Origin of the sequence: Pseudomonas fluorescens (assembly GCF_002022275.1) — a bacterium.
GTDB lineage: Bacteria > Pseudomonadota > Gammaproteobacteria > Pseudomonadales > Pseudomonadaceae > Aquipseudomonas > Aquipseudomonas fluorescens_AJ.
The window spans coordinates 166,237-181,835 of record NZ_MSDF01000013.1; the positions used below are offsets into that span (position 1 = coordinate 166,237).

A 15,599-nucleotide genomic window follows, 5' to 3' on the forward strand; every position below is an offset into this window, starting at 1 on the left:
CAAAATGTGGGAACTGGCTTGCCTGCGATGAGGCCATCAGCTACACCGCAAATTACTTCTTCTTACGCGGCCCAGTATTAAACACCGGCACCTTGCGCACCGGCTTGATCGAAGGCTCCGCCGGCGCCACGTCCCCGCTCTCCACCCACTTGCCAAGGTTGCGCTTGCCGCCACCGCCCGACGTTTTAGGCTTTTTCGGTTTCTTCGGCTTCTTCACCACCTGCCCGCTGGCATCGGTGTCCGGCACGCGGTGTTCCGGTTCGAAGTCCTGCTCCATCTGGCGGGTCAAGGTCTGACGCGTCAGCATCTCGATGGCCGAGAGCATGTTCACTTCATCGGCGCACACCAGGGAAATCGCCTCACCGGTGTTGCCCGCGCGGCCCGTACGGCCGATACGGTGGATGTAATCCTCGGCCACGATCGGCAGGTCAAAGTTGACCACCAGCGGCAGGTCTTCGATATCCAGACCACGGGCGGCCACGTCGGTGGCCACCAGAATCTGCACATCACTCGACTTGAAACGGTCCAGCGCGCGTTGGCGGGTCGCCTGCGGTTTGTCGCCGTGGATGCCGTCGGCATTGATGCCCAGGCCCTGCAACTTATCCACCAGCGCATCCACGCCATTACGGGTTTTGGCGAATACCAGCACCTGCTTCCAGCGGCCTTTGCGCATCAAGTGCACAAACAGCTCTGCCTTGCGCTTCTTGTCCACCGGCACCACCCACTGCTTCACCGTGTTGGCGGCGACGTTGCGCGGGCTGACTTCGATGCTCAGCGGGTCGTTGAGCATCTGCCCGGCGAGCAGGCGGATGTCGTCGGAAAAGGTCGCGGAGAACAGCAGGGTCTGGCGCTTTTTCGGCAACATGCGGTAGATGTTCGCCAGCTCTTCGGAGAAGCCCAGGTCGAGCATGCGGTCGGCTTCATCCAGCACCAGAGTTTGCAGTTGATTGAGCTTCAGCGCGTTCTGGCGGAACAGGTCAATCAGACGGCCCGGGGTGGCGACCAGAATGTCGACGCCCTTGCGCAGCTTCATCATCTGCGGGTTGATGCTCACACCGCCGTACACCGCGTAGGTGGTCAACGGCAGGTGTTGTGCGTATTCGGCGACGCTGGCGTGAACCTGCTCAGCCAGCTCGCGGGTCGGGCACAGAATCAGCGCGCGGGCCGAGTTGGCGGCGACTTTCGGCCCTTCCATGGTCAGCAGTTGCAACAGCGGCAGGGCGAAACCGGCGGTCTTGCCGGTACCGGTCTGGGCCGCAGCCATCAGGTCGCGACCGGCCAGCACCGCCGGAATCGCTTGCGCCTGCACCGGCGTCGGGGTCTGGTAGCCAAGCGTCTCAAGGGCGCGCAGCAAGGGTTCGATCAGGCCAAGGGAGGCGAAAGTCATGTGTTTACCGTAGGAAAAATTCAGCGCAAAGCCGTAATGCGCCGCAGTTTACCTTATTTCCGGCTTCGGCTTGCGCCACTGGGGCAGACCGATCAATACCACGGCGCTGATGATCACCAGCATTGCCAGCGCTTCTTCTTTACCAATGGTTTCGCCGACGAAGACAATCCCCAACAACACCGCCACCGCCGGGTTCACATAGGCATAGCTGGTCGCCGCCGCCGGGCGTACGTGCTTGAGCAAGTACATATAGGCATTGAAGGCGATGATCGAACCGAACACGGCCAGATAGGCCAGCGCCAACCAGCCTTCTATCGGCGGAATGGCGTGCAGGCGTTCACCGGTCAGCGCGCTGCCCACCAGCAGCAATACACCGGCGACGATCATCTCCGCCGCACTGGCCATGGCGCCCGCTGGCAGTGGCAAATGCCGGCTCCACACCGAGCCGAAGGCCCAGGACGCGGCAGCAAACAGCAACAACATCGCACCGGTCGGGCTTGATTGCAGGTTGGAACCCATATTGAGCATGGCAATACCGATAATCCCCAGCACCACCCCGGCCCATTCCAGACGCGTATTACGCGCGCCCCAGAAATAACCGCACAGCAAGGTAAACAACGGCACCGTCGCCACCGCCAGCGCGGCTACGCCGGAGGCCACCCCGGTGTGCTCGGCCACCGTCACCGCGCCATTACCGAAAGTCAGCAACAACACGCCGATCTTGGCCGCCGCCTTCCACTGCACCCAGGTCGGCGCCGGCGCCCCGCGCCAGCGCAAATAGCCATACATCGCCAAACCGGCCAGCAAAAAGCGAATCCCGCCGAGCATCAACGGCGGCCAGTACTCCACGCCAATGCGGATCACCAGGTAGGTGGAACCCCAAATCACATACAACGCAAAAAAGGCGGCGATCAACGGTAAGGGGAAGCGACGTGGGCCAGGCATTGGGTAGCTCTGCGGCAGGGGACGGGAGGCTTATTCTAGAAAAGCAGTCCGGCAAACATAAGTTACAAAACCTGTTTAAAGCGCCCGTACACTTTCCAAAACATGGTTATGAAGGCTATAACCCGTGCTTTCGAAAGCCCTGCGCAAATGGAGCCTTATCATGGACAAATACGACCGCATGCTCCTCAGCGCCCTGCTCGAAGACGGCCGCGCGTCCTACGCGCAACTCGCCCGCACCGTAAACCTCTCCGCCCCCGCCGTGGCCGAACGCGTGGCCAAACTGGAAGCCAGCGGCGTGATCACCGGGTACCAGGCCAAGGTGGACATGTCCAAAGTGGGCTTGCCGATTCAGTGTGTGATTGAGTTGCGGCTGACCAATCATGGCAGCCAGAAGGTGTATGACGCCTTGGGTGAAATTCCGGAACTGACCGAGTGCCACCGGGTGACGGGTGACCCGTGCGTGATCATGCAAGCGGCGGTGGGCTCGATGCCGGAGTTGGAGAACCTGATCAACCGGATTGCGAAGTTCGGGTTCAGCAAGACGTCGATTATTTTGTCGAGCGCGATAGAACGGCGGGTGCCGTTGGGGCAGTTGGAGGCCAATGGGAAAAATGGTGGCTGAACCACCGCCATCGCTCGTTCCCACGCTCTGCGTGGGAATGCATCCTGTGACGCTCTGCGTCACCTGGCGCAGGACCTTAACTACTCGCCGACTTCGGGACGCGGAGCGTCCAGGGCGGCATTCCTTTGCTGCGCCTGGGAACGATCAAACCACCGCTATCGCAGGCAAGCCAGCTCCCACAGGTGACCGAGTTGCCAGGCCGGGACGCAATCTACTGTGGGAGCTGGCTTGCCAGCGATGACGTCATTGGCTTCACCACTTCCCGTTCTCTTGCAGGACATTTCCGAGCGACGTTTCAAGCCTTGTTCTGCCGGTATCTCACCACTAATCTTCACCGCGTCGTCGGCCCTTCGATGACCGGAAGTGCAAGTCCGAATACGCAGGAGGAGATAGCTAAAGATTCCGGAGATTCACCATGGTCAAAGCAACTTCTACTTCAACTGATACCCAAACAAACTTCCTCAGCGAAGACGCCCTACTCAACCGCCGAGCCATCGACTACTACCTCAAAGCCTCCGCTCCAGATGCGCCCAATTTCGTGCTGAACGACAACCTGAGTTTCGAAGATGCCCTGGCCCATGCTGCTGACTTGCTGCATTGCGCGGTGGAGACAGCGCCGTCGCTGGATGAGGCGGCGAACCCGCAGCTGCGGGCGGTGATGCATTTGGTGGGGATGGCGAAGGAGGTGGTGGATCGGGCGTTGGCGTGTGTGCAGCCTCGATAGCCTGAAGGACGCCATTTTGTGGCGAATGGGCTGTTGTGGTGAGCGGGCTTGCCCCGCGTTGGGCTGCGCAGCGGCCCCAATCAGGGCGCCGCGTTCGTTCAGTCAGGACCGAGTGTCAGGTTTGGGGCTGCTGCGCAGCCCAACGCGGGGCAAGCCCGCTCGCCACAACTGGCGCTCTAGCCGCATGAGATGTGCGCGGGGTTTAGAACCCGCGATGCTTTTTCAGGTGTTCATTGATCTTCGCCGCCGGCACTTTCTGTAGGGAGCACAGCAGCTCATGGGACAGTTCGCGCAAACCGTGGGTGCCACGCAGTTCCTGGGCCAAATGCGCCGTCAGGTTCGCTGCCATCTCCGCATCCGCCATCGCCCGGTGAGCCTTGCCGGTGTGGGGCAGTTGGGCGAAGGCATTCAGGGTGCCGAGTTTGTGGTTGGGCGCCGACGGCATCAAGCGGCGCGCCAGCAGCAGGGAACAGGCGAATTTTTGCAGGCGGGTGCGGCGGATCAGGCCCAGTTCGAAGTCCCAGAACTTCTGGTCGAACGCGGCGTTGTGCGCGAGCAGCGGCGTGACGCCGACGAACTCATTCACTTCATTCATCACCCGCTCGGCCGGCGGCGCGCTGCGCAGCATGGCGTTGCTGATGCCGGTGAGTTGCTCGATAAAGCCCGGCACGCGCACGCCTGCGTTCATCAGGCTCTGGTAGCGGTCCACGATCTGGCCGCGCTCGAGGATGACCACCGCGATTTCCGTGGCGCGGCAGTGGCTGCTCGGGGTGATGCCGGTGGTTTCAAAGTCGATGACCGCTATACGTTCCAAACCTGTTCCAACTCCGTCTAACTGATTATTTGAGCAGCAACGCGCCTTCGATCGGCACGTAGCGGCTGGCGGCGCGTATCAGTGAATTGGCCGTCAGCCCCGGCACGCCGTAGGCCACGGCTTGAACGCCATGCTTTTGGATGATGCGTTCGAGCAGCATGTCGAAGTCACCGTCGCCGGAGGCCAGCACCACTTCGTCGACGTGGTCGGCGGCGTCCATGATGTCCAGGGTAATGCCCACGTCCCAGTCGCCTTTGGCCGAGCCGTCGGCGCGCTGGATGTAGGGTTTGAGTTTTACCGTGAAGCCCAGGTTGCGCAGGATTTGCTGGAACTGCTGCTGCTTGCTGTCGCCACGGTCGATGGCATACGCATACGCCTCGACGATCTGCCCGCGCGAGCTGATGTCAGCCCACAGCGCGGCGTAGTTGAAGTGGCAGCCATACGCCTGGCGCACGGTGTAATAGAGGTTTTGTACATCGGCGAACACCGCAATTTTCTTCACCGCACTTCCTCATGACAGCCAGGCGCCAGCGCCCGGAAAGGTTGCCAGTATGCCAGCCACAGGAAAGTTTCAGCGAAAAATCAGCCCGGGGCGACGAAGCGCACCGGGCTTGAGGGGGTGTCAGACGAAGGAGTCGTCGTCGCCAAAGGAGGAGGAATCGTCGGAATAGTCGCTGTCGGCAAAGCTGTCCGAGGAATTGTCGTTGCCCCAGCTGTCATTGCCACCGGCAAACTTCTGGTCGTCATTGCCCCAGTTGCCATTGTCACTGGCCGGCGCCGGCTCTTCCCGGATGATTTCTTCCACGACCTGCGGCTGTTGCGAGTTGTGGTTGAACAGGCTGCTGATGCCTTCGGCCAGCATCACGCCACCGGCCACACCGGCGGCGGTTTTCAGCGCGCCACCGAGGAAGCCACTGCCGATGGGCGCGGCGGGCGCCTGCTGCGGCTGCTGGTAGTTCTGCTGCGGCGCGCCGTAGTTTTGCTGTGGCGCAGGCTGGCCAAACTGAGGCCGCGCCGGTTCACGCCAGCCACCAGAGGAAGGCGGAGCACTTTGGGCAGGCTGCGAATCGCGGCTGCTACCACCCCCAAAGATGCTCGACAGGAAGCCGCCACTGCTCGGCGCCGGTTGTGCAGCCTGGGATTTGGCTTGTTGCAGTTCATCCTGCAATTGCTGGATCTGCTGCGCCTGCTGCTTGTTCTGCGCGTCGAGGCTCTTGATCGCGTGTTCCTGCACCAGAATCGACTGGGTCATGTAGTACCCGGCCGCCGGTTGGCGCGTCAGGTGCTCCTTGATCCGCGCTTCGGCCAGGGCGTCGCGGGGGGCTGAGTCCGTTTCGGCTTGTTGCAACCGTGAAAACAGTCCATCGATCAGGGTTTGCTCTTCGCTGTTCATGGCGACCTCGTTAGATTGCCGGTAGAAATCATGGGCTCGCCTGTGATCAGGCGGGCTACGCACTAGTTATGGGGGTGTTACCAGACGTTTCAATGGCCTTTACGCAAGGTTTACGTTTGCTCACCTTTCTTCATGATCGGTTAAAGTGTCGTCCTTGCTTTTAGGCCTGTGATGACCCTGATGAATCCGTTAGACGTGCTGCGCGACTCCTTTCGTTTTACCCGTGGCAACCTGGGCGCCATCGTCCAGCTGTGCCTGCCGCTGGTGATCCTCGAAGCCCTGCTGCAACAGGTGCTCGACCACACGCTGGGCCCGGATGCCTTCCCCGGCTATAGCGTGGTGGTGGGGTTGCTGGTGTACCCGCTGTACACCGGCGCGCTGATTCTGTTTCTGGATGCGCGCACCCGTGGCGAGTCGCCGAGCACCAAGGATTTGTGGGCCATGGCGCTGAGCCTGTGGCCGCGTTTCGCCCTGTTGACGGCAATGAGCACCCTCTTGATTTTGCTCGGTCTGTCGCTGTATTTCCTGCCGGGCCTGTGGCTGATGGTGGTGCTGGCGTTTGCCGAGTACTTGCTGGTGTTGCGCGGTATGTCGGCGCTGGAGGCGATGAAGGAAAGTTTTCGCCTGACCCGTGGGCATTTCTGGCGAATCCTGGTGTGCCTGCTGTGTGTGATGACGCCGTTGTGGCTGCTCAAAGGCGCCAGCGTCGCGGCCTATCCAAACCCCGCGCCGCTGCTGGGCGTGCTGATCGACAGCGCCCACAGCTTCCTGCAACTGTTCACCAGCGTCGTCTTGTTCCGTTTATTCATGCTGATCGGTGGCGATGCCGACGCGCGGTGATATGCTCCGTGCCACCTCCAAATCGCTATAAGCCGAGCCGATGACCCGTTTATTGCGCATAACCTTGCTGAGCCTGTTGTTTATCGCAGGCGTGCTCACGGCTTTGATCTACAGCCTGACCTGGCGCCCGGACGACAAGCAGATCCTGCCGGTGAGCTGCGTCGCGCCGCGTGCGCCAACTCTGTTGCCGGGGCAGGCGCTCAAGGTCATGACCTGGAACGTGCAATACCTGGCGGGCAAGAACTACGTGTTCTGGTACGACACCGCCGACGGCAGCGGCCCGGATGACCTGCCGACAGTGGAAGACATGGCCTTCAGCCTGGATGAAGTGGCACGCGTGATTCGCGACGAACAGCCCGACATCCTGCTGTTGCAGGAACTCGACGAAGGCGCCAAATCGTCCCACTATCAGGACCAGGTCGCGCTGCTTCAGGAGCGCTTGGTCGACCTATACCCGTGCAGCGCCCAAGCCTTCGACTGGAAAGCCGACTTTGTACCCAGCCTGCATATTTTCGGCAGTGTGGGTCGCAAGCTCGTGACGCTGAGCCGCTACCAGATCGAACACGCTGAGCGCCTGCAACTGCCGGTGTCCCCGGCCAACTTCATCAGTCGCCAATTCCAGCCCAAACCCGCCTTGTTGCTGACCTACCTGCCGTTGAGCGATGGCGGCCAACTGGCGGTGCTCAACACACGCCTGGATGGCGACGTGCCCGGGCGCACAGCCGTGCAGGAACAGGTAAAGGCCACGGTAAAATTGCTGGATAAGTTCGAAGGCCGGGGCACGCCCTGGCTGATTGGCGGGGATTTCAACCTGCTGCCACTGGGGCAATTCCTGCGTCTGGATGCGGGCAAGCGCGGGCAATATTCGCCGGACAGTGAGCTGCATTTGCTGTGGGATAAATACCCGATGATTCCGAGTAACAGTGAATCCAGCGGTATTGATCGTAAGAAATGGCTGACGCACTTCCCGAATGACCCGCGCGTGGACGGGCCGGATCGCACCCTGGATTACCTGTTTTACAGCCCGAGGATCAAGCGGGTGGAGGCCAAGGTGCGTCAGGAAGATACGTTGCGCATTTCCAATCACTTGCCCGTGATTGCGCGGTTTCTGCTGCCCGCCGCGCAATAACCTCCGAGGATCGTTCCCACGCTCCGCGTGGGAACGCATCCGGTGACGCTCCGCGTCACGACCTTGGAAGCAGACGCAGAGCGTCCAGGGCGGCATTCCCACGCGGAGCGTGGGAACGATCACTTATTCGGCGACTGACACACTGCCTTCGCGAGCAAGTCGAATCGTCGCACCGCCGCTCCCACATTTGATCTCCACAGGCCTTACTTACGGGGTTTGATCCGGGCGGTTGCTTCGGCAACTAAAGGATCATCCGGCCAGTAATGCTTCGGATACCTTCCCTTCAAATCCTTCTTCACCTCGGCGTACGTACTGCGCCAGAAGTTCGCCAGGTCCTGCGTCACCTGCACCGGCCGCCGCGCCGGGGACAGCAGGTGCAGTTTCACCACCTGCCGCCCACCGGCAATGCGCGGCGTGTCCGCCAGCCCGAACAGCTCCTGCAAACGCACCGCCAGAATCGGCGGCTGCTCGCTGTAATCCAGCCGCACCGACGAGCCCGACGGCACTTTCACATGCTGCGGCGCCAGTTCATCCAGCCGCTGGGGCAAGGGCCACGGCAGCAGGTTATGCAGGAAGCTGGAGATATCTAGGTTGGAAAAATGGCTCAAGCGCGAGACTTTGCCCAGGTACGGCATCAACCAGTGTTCAAGGCTGGCGAGCAAGGCGCTGTCACTGAGGTCCGGCCATTCGCTGGTTTTGCCAGCGTCCAGCTGGCGCAGCAGCATGACGCGGGCTTGCCATTGACGCAGCTCGGGCGTCCACGGCAGCAACTCCAAGCCTTTGCGCCGTACCAGGTTAACCAGCGCCTGGCTGCGCGCGGACTCGTCGAGGCCGGTCAGCGGTTCGCGGCTGAGCACCAGTTCGCCGACTTTGCGCTGGCGTTCAGCGCGCAACACACCTTCGCGCTCATCCCAATCCAACTGGTCAACGTTGCGCACTTGCTCAGCCAAGACGGTGTCGAACAGCGCCGGATCAAAGTCCGCCGCGAGGTAGATACGTTCTTCGCGCTGACCCTGACGGCTGCCAAGGTCGGCGATCACCAGCCAGGCTTGCTTCATCAGGCTGTCGGCTTCGGCGAACAGCGCGGCGCGGCCATTGGCCAGGCGGTATTCGGCACCACCGGAGCGGCGTTGCTGGGCGACGCGGTCCGGGTAGGCCAGCGCCAGCAAGGCGCCGAGCCAGCGCGGGTGGTCGGGGTCGGCCACCGGTTGCGTCGCTTTGCCTCTTAGATAGCCGCGATATTGCCGGGCGAGTTGCTTGGCGCGCTGCACGCCACCTTGAGTGCCGCGCGCGCGTTCTTCGCCGCTGAGCAGGGCCAGACGGCTGTGCAGATCCGCGCCGCCACCGCGCAAGATATCGCGCTCACCCAACAGCGCAGCGACGTCACACGCGGTGGTCGCCAGCCCCAAGTCCTGCCCGCGCAACAGCAAATGCGCGATACGCGGGTGGGCCGGCAGCTCGGCCATCTTCTGGCCGTGGCCGGTCAGTTTGTCTTCATTCAATGCGCCGAGGCGCACCAGCAAATCCTGGGCCTGCGCGTAGGCGGCGGTGGGCGGTACGTCCAACCAGACCAATTGCGCAGGCGTGACGCCCCAACGCGACAGTTGCAAGGCCAGGCCGGCAAGATCAGCCGCGAGGATTTCCGCGCTGCCGTACGCGGCCAAACCTTCATGCTGGTCCTCGGACCACAGGCGATAACACACGCCCGGCTCCAGCCGCCCTGCCCGGCCGGCACGCTGGGTGGCGCTGGCGCGGGAGATGCGCTGGGTGTCGAGGCGGGTCATGCCGCTGCCGGGGTCGAAACGCGGCACCCGCGCCAGCCCGGCGTCGATCACCACGCGCACGCCGTTGATGGTCAGGCTGGTCTCGGCGATGTTGGTGGCCAGCACCACTTTGCGTTTGCCGATGGGGGCCGGGTCGATGGCGGCGCGCTGGGCGTTGAGGTCGAGTTCACCGTGCAACGGGCACAACAGCACATCAGGGCGATCACCCAGGGCGTCGGCCAGTTGCTGGTTAACCCGGCGAATCTCCGCCTGCCCCGGCAGAAACACCAGCACGCTGCCGGTTTCGTCGTGCAGGGCTTCGAGGATGGTTTGCACAACCCGTGGCTCGATAAATTCACCGGCCTGATACGGCCGCCCCCAGCGCATCTGCACCGGGAACATGCGCCCTTCGCTGCGCAAGATGGGCGCGTCGTTCAGCAGCCCGGACAGGCGTTCGCCTTCGAGGGTGGCCGACATCAGCAGGATTTTCAGCGGCTGCTCGTCGCGAAACAGGTCGCGACCATTAAGGCTCAGGGCCAGCGCGAGGTCGGCGTCGAGGCTGCGTTCGTGGAACTCGTCAAAGATCAGCAGGCCCACGCCGTCGAGCGCCGGGTCGTCCTGCAGGCGACGGGTGAGGATGCCTTCGGTGACCACTTCGATGCGCGTGTTGGGGCCGACTTTGCTGTCGAGACGAATGCGATAGCCGACGGTTTCACCGACCTTTTCACCCAGCTCGCTGGCCAGCCGTTCAGCCGCGGCGCGGGCGGCGAGGCGACGAGGTTCGAGCATCAGGATGGTCTGCCCGGCCAGCCACGCTTCGTTCAACAGCGCGAGGGGCACACGGGTGGTTTTACCGGCGCCGGGCGGCGCTTCCAGCACGGCTTCATGGCGAATCGCCAAGGCGTCACGCAGGGCGGGTAAAACATCATCAATCGGCAACGAATTCATACTGGCTCCAAAGCAGAGCGGCGAGTATAACGGCGAACGGCCGGATGCCGGTGGCGGTCTCAAACACACCACCCGATTGACTTGGCAACACGATCTACTGTGGGAGCTGGCTTGCCTGCGATAGCGGTGGGCCAGCCAGCCAATGGGGCACTGATGTACCGCTATCGCAGGCAAGCCAGCTCCCACATTAGAGCGGCGGCGCTCGATAGATCTGGCTTATAGTCTCGTAATAATCGTTCAGGAGAGTCTTCATGCGTATCGCTTCCCGTGTCATCGGCGGTGTCCTCGCCGTCACCCTGCTGAGCCAATTGACGGCCTGCGGTTCGATTTTCTACCCCGACCGCCGTGGCCAGATCGACGGCAAGATCGACCCGACCATTGCCGTGCTCGACGCCGTGGGCCTGCTGTTTTATGTGATCCCGGGCCTGATCGCCTTTGGCGTCGACTTCGCCACTGGCGCCATCTACTTCGAGCCGGGCAAAACCGCTCAAGTCGCCCCCGAGAAACTCCACGAAGCCATCGGCGCCGACGGCAAGGTCGACACCGCCAAGCTGCAAAGCATCATCCAGAAAGAAACCGGCCGCACCTTGCCGCTGGACGACCCGCGCATGATCCAGTTCAAGGGCAGCGTGCAACAGCTTGCGTCCCTGGGCCTGCAACCCGCTGCTTAAGGACCGCCTATGACCAGCAGTCCCGAACACGCCAGGCTCCTGCGCCTGGCCACACGCGCGTCAGTGGGTGTGGCCTGCGTGCTGATTGTCACCAAGGCCATCGCGTGGTGGTTCAGCAGCTCGGTGAGCATGCTTGCCGGGTTGACCGACTCGCTACTTGATGGCGTGACTTCGCTGCTGAATTTGCTGGCGGTGCATTACGCGCTGCGCCCGGCCGATGACGATCACCGTTATGGGCATGGCAAAGCGGAATCGCTGTCGGGCATGGCCCAGGCGCTGTTTATCGCAGGCAGTGCGGTGCTGATCGCGTTTCAGGCGTACCAGCGCTTGCAACACCCGGAACCGGTGGGCGCGCCGTGGCTGAGCATCGGCGTGATTGTATTTTCGCTGGTGCTGACGGTCGCGCTGTTGATGCTGCAACATCGAGTAATCCGCGAAACCGGCTCCAACGCGGTGCGCGCGGACTCGCTGCATTACCGCTCGGACTTGATGCTCAACGGCAGCATTCTGGTGGCGCTGGTGCTGGCGGGCTTCGGCTATCACCAAGTGGACGCCTGGTTTGGCCTTGGCATTGCCGCCTACATTTTGTGGAGCGCGATCCAGATCGCCCGGGAAAGCTTCGCGGTGCTGATGGATGAGGAACTGCCACCGGACGTCAGCCAGCACATGCTGGAATTGGCGCGCGGAGTGCCGGGGGTGTTGGGCGCGCATGATTTGCGCACGCGTATTTCCGGCAGCCATTGGTTCGTGCAGTTGCACCTGGAATTGCCGGGGGAGTTGACGCTGTCAGTCGCCCACGGCATCAGCGATCAGGCTGCCGACGCCATCCATCAGGCCTACCCACGCGCCGAAGTGCTGGTGCACGCCGACCCGCGGGAAGTGGTCACGGGCAACAAAGCCTAGTACTACTGCACCTGATACCCGCGACTGCTCAAGCAGTTGCCCTGGGCCTGACGGTAGGTTTGCACTACCGCAGGGTCCGGGGCGTAGGTGACGGTGCGGGGGTCGAAACCACTTTGTTGCACTGCCCAGCGATAACAATCGTAGCCGTCCTGTTGCACCTGGGCCGGTGACTGGCCGTTGGCGGGATAGGCCGTCACGTCATAACCGTTGCCCTGCGGCGCCGGGGCTGGCGCTTCCGTCGGCGGTTGCACGACCACGTACTGCTGGGAGGTGCTTTCGTAGGTGTAATAAGCGCCGGCTGCGACGAAGAACAGCGCACTGCCCACCCACACTTCCCGCGCGTAGTCCGGCAGATATTGCACGCGAATGCCGTACGGCGGCGTTACCACGACATAACGCGGGCCCTGCGGGCGATACCAGTAGCCACCGGAGAAGAAGTAATCCTGGCCACGGTAGGGCACGCGGTAATTACGGTCGGGGAAGCGGTCGACGATATACCCGGGGCGATGCTGCGGGCCTGGGCCCCAGCCATTGCCATGCCCATCGGGGCGGCCTGGCCAGCGGTTGTCGTTGGGGTGGCCATTATTGAAGCCGCCACCCGGGCGCGGGCCGGGGCCGTTACCGGCTTGCCAATGCGGGTTGTCGTCGTTGCGGCGCGGGATGTCACGGTAATAGCCCTGACGCGGCTCCTGGGTTTGGCGAACGGTGTCCGGGCGCCCCTGGATCGGCAGGTTATTGGCAGGCTGCTGTGGCGCAGGGCGAGGCTGCCCGTCACCCTGAGGGCGGCCTTGCCACTGCCCACGACCTTGCTGTTCGGCACGCTCGAAGTGCTGATTCTGCGGGCGTGGCTGATTGTTTTCAGGGCGCGGCTGGTTATTTTGCGGGCGCGGCTGCTCGTTGCCTTGCCGCCCGCCTTCAGGCCCTCGTTCATGCTGACCGCCGTTCTCGGAGCGCGGGTCGTCGGCCATCACTTGCGTGCCGACGCTGATCATCAGCAAACCTACACCTGCCATACGCCAGATGCGCTTCATGCTATTCCTCACTGCGGGTTTGGGCCTGGAATGTCCGGCCTCACAGTATGAGACTGGAAAAGCCTCACCCGGTTCTGAGACAGGTTATCAGTCACGAGAACAATTTTCTGAAGACAAAGAAAAAGGGGCGACCCGTCGGCCACCCCTTGAGAATTTTGTCCGTGCTCAACGCTTTTGACGTTGGCTCACCTCACGCCGTCTTGTGGACAGTGTGCAGCCTGGAGGCCGGCTCAACCCTGCTGGGGCGGCGGCCGCAGCAGGCCTGATTGGGCGAGCTGCAGTGGACTGTTTGTCCAGGCGGTGATTCTGTTAATAAAGATACCCGCAGGCGCCCGACAGATGATTGCGAAGATTGCGTCAATAAACAGTGCTTGCGCAATTTTTAACCCTTCATGGATAATTCACCGCAATAGTTACGACAAAGGCCAACCCAATGAGCAAGCTTGACCGATACGACTTGAGTATTTTGGCGGAATTGCAGCGCGATGCGAGGATCTCCAACCAGGAGCTGGCCGAGCGGATCGGCCTGTCGCCGTCGCCCTGCTCGCGCCGGGTCAAGCAGTTGGAAGACGATGGCTACATCGCGCGTCAGGTTGCCTTGCTTGATCGCAAGATGCTCGGGTTGAGCCTGACGGCCTACGTGCTGATCGGCATGGACCGGCATACACCGGAGCGTTTCGAGAACTTTGAAGCCGCCATCCGTACCCTGCCCCAGGTGCTGGAGTGCAGTTTGGTCACCGGGATGGACGCGGACTATCAGCTGAAAGTGGTGGTGCCGGACATGGACCACTACCAGAAACTGCTGCTGGGGCATTTGACCCGCATTGAAGGCGTGACCAGTGTGCGCTCGAGTTTCGTGCTGAACCAGGTGCTCAACAGCACCGAGTTGCCGTTGACGCACTTGCGCACCTGACTGGCCGACCAAACGTAGAAGCGCGCACGGCGGCGATGTTTTTATGCAGGGCCTACGTATGCCCGCCTACCTGCAAAATGGTCACCGTACGGGTAGCCGTATCCACCAGGAAGGTCGCGCGTTCGGAACCGGATAGACGAATTTGATACTGATCCGAGGTGCCTAACCTTTTGTAATCGGCGCTGCCGAGCATTTGAGCCGCGTCTCTTGGGTGGATACCCAAGTTATGAATCGCATTCTGGAAGGTGTCAAAGTTGTTCTGTGCCGCGCGGGGAAGATGGGCGGTAAACGACGCGGTGACTTTATTCAGGTGCCACATTGGGTTGTGCTCCTATGGCGTGCCTTGCATCCAACGAACATTGAAGTTGACGCGGCTTTTCAATGGGCCGACTCAATAGCGCTCAATGCTGCGCACGGCACTGTTTTGATGACTTCAATAAAACAGGGCCACAGGCTTTTTTATTCCACGACTTTCACAATTTTACTGCAGCGTCTTTCCACACCCGTGCTGAATGCCGACCAGAGGCGGTGATCCCAACGTTTGCGGAGTGCGTCCAGGGCGTCGCGTGCGACTGACCGACGCAGGTCAATTCCAGGTCGATGACACTGCCTTATACTCGCCGTCTCCTCCGCCGGAAAAGAACCCATGAACAACATCGACCCCGCCGTTTTTGAAGAATGGATGATGACCGGCCTCGTCACCATTCTGATCATTTTCATGGGCTTTATCGTCTGGGACCTGGCGAAGAAATCCAAGGCCGGGCGCTTTGGCTCGTTCATCCTGTTTTTCGTGCTGGGGCTGGGCGTGGCCGCGTTCATCATCAAGAGCGTGGTGATCGGCCTGATCGAGTCCGGCGCTTTATAACCGCGCCGGTACTTCCTTCCATTGGCCCTGGTCCAGGCCGTCGATTGACCACTCGCCAATGCGCACGCGTACCAGGCGCAAGGTCGGCAAGCCCACCGCCGCCGTCATGCGCCGCACCTGACGGTTACGCCCTTCACGAATCACCAGCTCCAGCCAATGGGTCGGCACGCTCTTGCGAAACCGCACGGGCGGGTTGCGCGGCCACAGCTCAGGCTCATCCAACTGCCGCGCTTCGGCGGGCAAAGTCATGCCGTCGTTCAGTTCGACCCCCTCACGCAAACGTTGCAGCTGCTCTTCGGTCGGTTCGCCTTCGACTTGCACCCAATACGTTTTCGCCAGCTTGTGCTTGGGGTCGGCAATACGCGCTTGCAACTGGCCATCGTTGGTCAGCAACAACAGACCTTCGCTGTCACGGTCCAGACGGCCCGCCGGGTAGATGCCGGGGATGTCGATAAAATCCTTGAGGGTCGCGCGGCCGCCTTCGTCGCTGAACTGGGTCAGCACGTCGAAGGGTTTGTTGAACAGCACCAGCTTCGGCTCGGCCGGCGGTGCCTTGGCGACACGACGGGCGGCGGACTGTGGAGGTTTCACGCCAGGGCGGCGCGAATCGGGACGGGTGGGACGGGACATGGCAAAGGCAATCTAACGGTC

Annotated in this window: 17 protein-coding genes; 9 read left to right on the top strand and 8 right to left on the bottom strand. The window is 61.8% G+C overall.

Annotated elements, in window-relative coordinates:
• Nucleotides 1-52 precede the first annotated feature (52 nt).
• Nucleotides 53-1,387: a DEAD/DEAH box helicase gene (locus BFW87_RS07235; protein ID WP_078739232.1), complete on the bottom strand. Its 1,335-nt coding sequence runs from the start codon at nt 1,385-1,387 to the stop codon at nt 53-55.
• Nucleotides 1,388-1,435: 48 nt separating this feature from the next.
• Nucleotides 1,436-2,332 carry a drug/metabolite exporter YedA gene (yedA, locus tag BFW87_RS07240; protein ID WP_078739233.1) on the bottom strand — a complete coding sequence of 299 codons (897 nt, stop codon included), beginning with the start codon at nt 2,330-2,332 and terminating at the stop codon, nt 1,436-1,438.
• Nucleotides 2,333-2,492: 160 nt separating this feature from the next.
• Between yedA and BFW87_RS07245 the strand changes: the two genes are divergently transcribed.
• Together BFW87_RS07245 and BFW87_RS07250 are read left to right on the top strand one after the other, a co-directional pair.
• Nucleotides 2,493-2,954, top strand: a complete 462-nt coding sequence (locus BFW87_RS07245; protein ID WP_078739234.1) for an Lrp/AsnC family transcriptional regulator — start codon at nt 2,493-2,495, stop codon at nt 2,952-2,954.
• 415 nt (nt 2,955-3,369) lie between these two features.
• Nucleotides 3,370-3,678, top strand: coding sequence for a DUF3077 domain-containing protein (locus tag BFW87_RS07250; protein ID WP_078739235.1), 309 nt, complete (start codon nt 3,370-3,372; stop codon nt 3,676-3,678).
• A 202-nt stretch (nt 3,679-3,880) separates the two neighbouring features.
• Here the strand turns inward: BFW87_RS07250 and BFW87_RS07255 are convergent, their stop codons facing one another.
• From BFW87_RS07255 to BFW87_RS07265, 3 genes are all read right to left on the bottom strand, one after another.
• On the bottom strand, nt 3,881-4,492 hold the full coding sequence (locus tag BFW87_RS07255; RefSeq protein WP_078739236.1) for a 3'-5' exonuclease: 612 nt from the start codon (nt 4,490-4,492) through the stop codon (nt 3,881-3,883).
• Between the two features lie 25 nt (nt 4,493-4,517).
• On the bottom strand, nt 4,518-4,994 hold the full coding sequence (locus tag BFW87_RS07260; protein ID WP_071485469.1) for a LabA-like NYN domain-containing protein: 477 nt from the start codon (nt 4,992-4,994) through the stop codon (nt 4,518-4,520).
• Nucleotides 4,995-5,114: 120 nt separating this feature from the next.
• Nucleotides 5,115-5,885: a DUF2076 domain-containing protein gene (locus BFW87_RS07265; RefSeq protein ID WP_078739237.1), complete on the bottom strand. Its 771-nt coding sequence runs from the start codon at nt 5,883-5,885 to the stop codon at nt 5,115-5,117.
• Between the two features lie 180 nt (nt 5,886-6,065).
• Here BFW87_RS07265 and BFW87_RS07270 point away from each other — a divergent pair, with 180 nt between their 5' ends.
• Entirely contained in the window at nt 6,066-6,725 is a 660-nt protein-coding gene (locus tag BFW87_RS07270) for a YciC family protein (RefSeq protein ID WP_078739372.1), read from the top strand.
• 40 nt (nt 6,726-6,765) lie between these two features.
• A complete protein-coding gene (locus tag BFW87_RS07275) occupies nt 6,766-7,854 on the top strand; it encodes an endonuclease/exonuclease/phosphatase family protein (protein ID WP_078739238.1) in 1,089 nt (362 codons plus the stop codon).
• Nucleotides 7,855-8,057: 203 nt separating this feature from the next.
• Here BFW87_RS07275 and hrpB read toward each other — a convergent pair whose 3' ends face one another.
• Nucleotides 8,058-10,565, bottom strand: coding sequence for an ATP-dependent helicase HrpB (gene hrpB, locus BFW87_RS07280; protein WP_078739239.1), 2,508 nt, complete (start codon nt 10,563-10,565; stop codon nt 8,058-8,060).
• Nucleotides 10,566-10,816: 251 nt separating this feature from the next.
• Between hrpB and BFW87_RS07285 the strand changes: the two genes are divergently transcribed.
• Together BFW87_RS07285 and BFW87_RS07290 are read left to right on the top strand one after the other, a co-directional pair.
• Nucleotides 10,817-11,236 (top strand): polyribonucleotide nucleotidyltransferase, encoded by a 420-nt coding sequence (locus BFW87_RS07285; protein WP_078739240.1) that lies wholly within the window; start codon nt 10,817-10,819, stop codon nt 11,234-11,236.
• Nucleotides 11,237-11,245: 9 nt separating this feature from the next.
• A complete protein-coding gene (locus BFW87_RS07290) occupies nt 11,246-12,139 on the top strand; it encodes a cation diffusion facilitator family transporter (protein WP_078739241.1) in 894 nt (297 codons plus the stop codon).
• A gap of 2 nt (nt 12,140-12,141) precedes the next feature.
• Here the strand turns inward: BFW87_RS07290 and BFW87_RS07295 are convergent, their stop codons facing one another.
• A complete protein-coding gene (locus BFW87_RS07295; protein ID WP_078739242.1) occupies nt 12,142-13,170 on the bottom strand; it encodes a DUF6515 family protein in 1,029 nt (342 codons plus the stop codon).
• A gap of 433 nt (nt 13,171-13,603) precedes the next feature.
• Here BFW87_RS07295 and BFW87_RS07305 point away from each other — a divergent pair, with 433 nt between their 5' ends.
• The 3 genes from BFW87_RS07305 (at nt 13,604) to BFW87_RS07315 (ending at nt 14,948) form a co-directional block, all read left to right on the top strand.
• Nucleotides 13,604-14,083 carry an Lrp/AsnC family transcriptional regulator gene (locus tag BFW87_RS07305; RefSeq protein ID WP_003194418.1) on the top strand — a complete coding sequence of 160 codons (480 nt, stop codon included), beginning with the start codon at nt 13,604-13,606 and terminating at the stop codon, nt 14,081-14,083.
• Between the two features lie 226 nt (nt 14,084-14,309).
• The gene (locus tag BFW87_RS31430; protein WP_139372405.1) at nt 14,310-14,615 is read left to right on the top strand and encodes a hypothetical protein; all 306 of its coding nucleotides are present in this window, start codon (nt 14,310-14,312) and stop codon (nt 14,613-14,615) included.
• A 123-nt stretch (nt 14,616-14,738) separates the two neighbouring features.
• Complete coding sequence (locus BFW87_RS07315; protein WP_007975837.1) at nt 14,739-14,948, top strand: DUF2788 domain-containing protein; 210 nt, start codon at nt 14,739-14,741, stop codon at nt 14,946-14,948.
• Here the strand turns inward: BFW87_RS07315 and BFW87_RS07320 are convergent.
• Nucleotides 14,943-15,578, bottom strand: coding sequence for a pseudouridine synthase (locus tag BFW87_RS07320; RefSeq protein ID WP_078739245.1), 636 nt, complete (start codon nt 15,576-15,578; stop codon nt 14,943-14,945). The genes BFW87_RS07315 and BFW87_RS07320 overlap by 6 nt on opposite strands.
• Nucleotides 15,579-15,599 lie beyond the last annotated feature (21 nt).

Coding starts and splice junctions, on each gene's coding strand:
- BFW87_RS07235 (WP_078739232.1), bottom strand. CDS start 1,387: ATGACTTTCGCCTCCCTTGGCCTGATCGAACCCTTGCTGCGCGCCCTT.
- yedA (WP_078739233.1), bottom strand. CDS start 2,332: ATGCCTGGCCCACGTCGCTTCCCCTTACCGTTGATCGCCGCCTTTTTT.
- BFW87_RS07245 (WP_078739234.1), top strand. CDS start 2,493: ATGGACAAATACGACCGCATGCTCCTCAGCGCCCTGCTCGAAGACGGC.
- BFW87_RS07250 (WP_078739235.1), top strand. CDS start 3,370: ATGGTCAAAGCAACTTCTACTTCAACTGATACCCAAACAAACTTCCTC.
- BFW87_RS07265 (WP_078739237.1), bottom strand. CDS start 5,885: ATGAACAGCGAAGAGCAAACCCTGATCGATGGACTGTTTTCACGGTTG.
- BFW87_RS07270 (WP_078739372.1), top strand. CDS start 6,066: ATGAATCCGTTAGACGTGCTGCGCGACTCCTTTCGTTTTACCCGTGGC.
- BFW87_RS07275 (WP_078739238.1), top strand. CDS start 6,766: ATGACCCGTTTATTGCGCATAACCTTGCTGAGCCTGTTGTTTATCGCA.
- hrpB (WP_078739239.1), bottom strand. CDS start 10,565: ATGAATTCGTTGCCGATTGATGATGTTTTACCCGCCCTGCGTGACGCC.
- BFW87_RS07285 (WP_078739240.1), top strand. CDS start 10,817: ATGCGTATCGCTTCCCGTGTCATCGGCGGTGTCCTCGCCGTCACCCTG.
- BFW87_RS07290 (WP_078739241.1), top strand. CDS start 11,246: ATGACCAGCAGTCCCGAACACGCCAGGCTCCTGCGCCTGGCCACACGC.
- BFW87_RS07295 (WP_078739242.1), bottom strand. CDS start 13,170: ATGAAGCGCATCTGGCGTATGGCAGGTGTAGGTTTGCTGATGATCAGC.
- BFW87_RS07305 (WP_003194418.1), top strand. CDS start 13,604: ATGAGCAAGCTTGACCGATACGACTTGAGTATTTTGGCGGAATTGCAG.
- BFW87_RS31430 (WP_139372405.1), top strand. CDS start 14,310: ATGAATCGCATTCTGGAAGGTGTCAAAGTTGTTCTGTGCCGCGCGGGG.
- BFW87_RS07320 (WP_078739245.1), bottom strand. CDS start 15,578: ATGTCCCGTCCCACCCGTCCCGATTCGCGCCGCCCTGGCGTGAAACCT.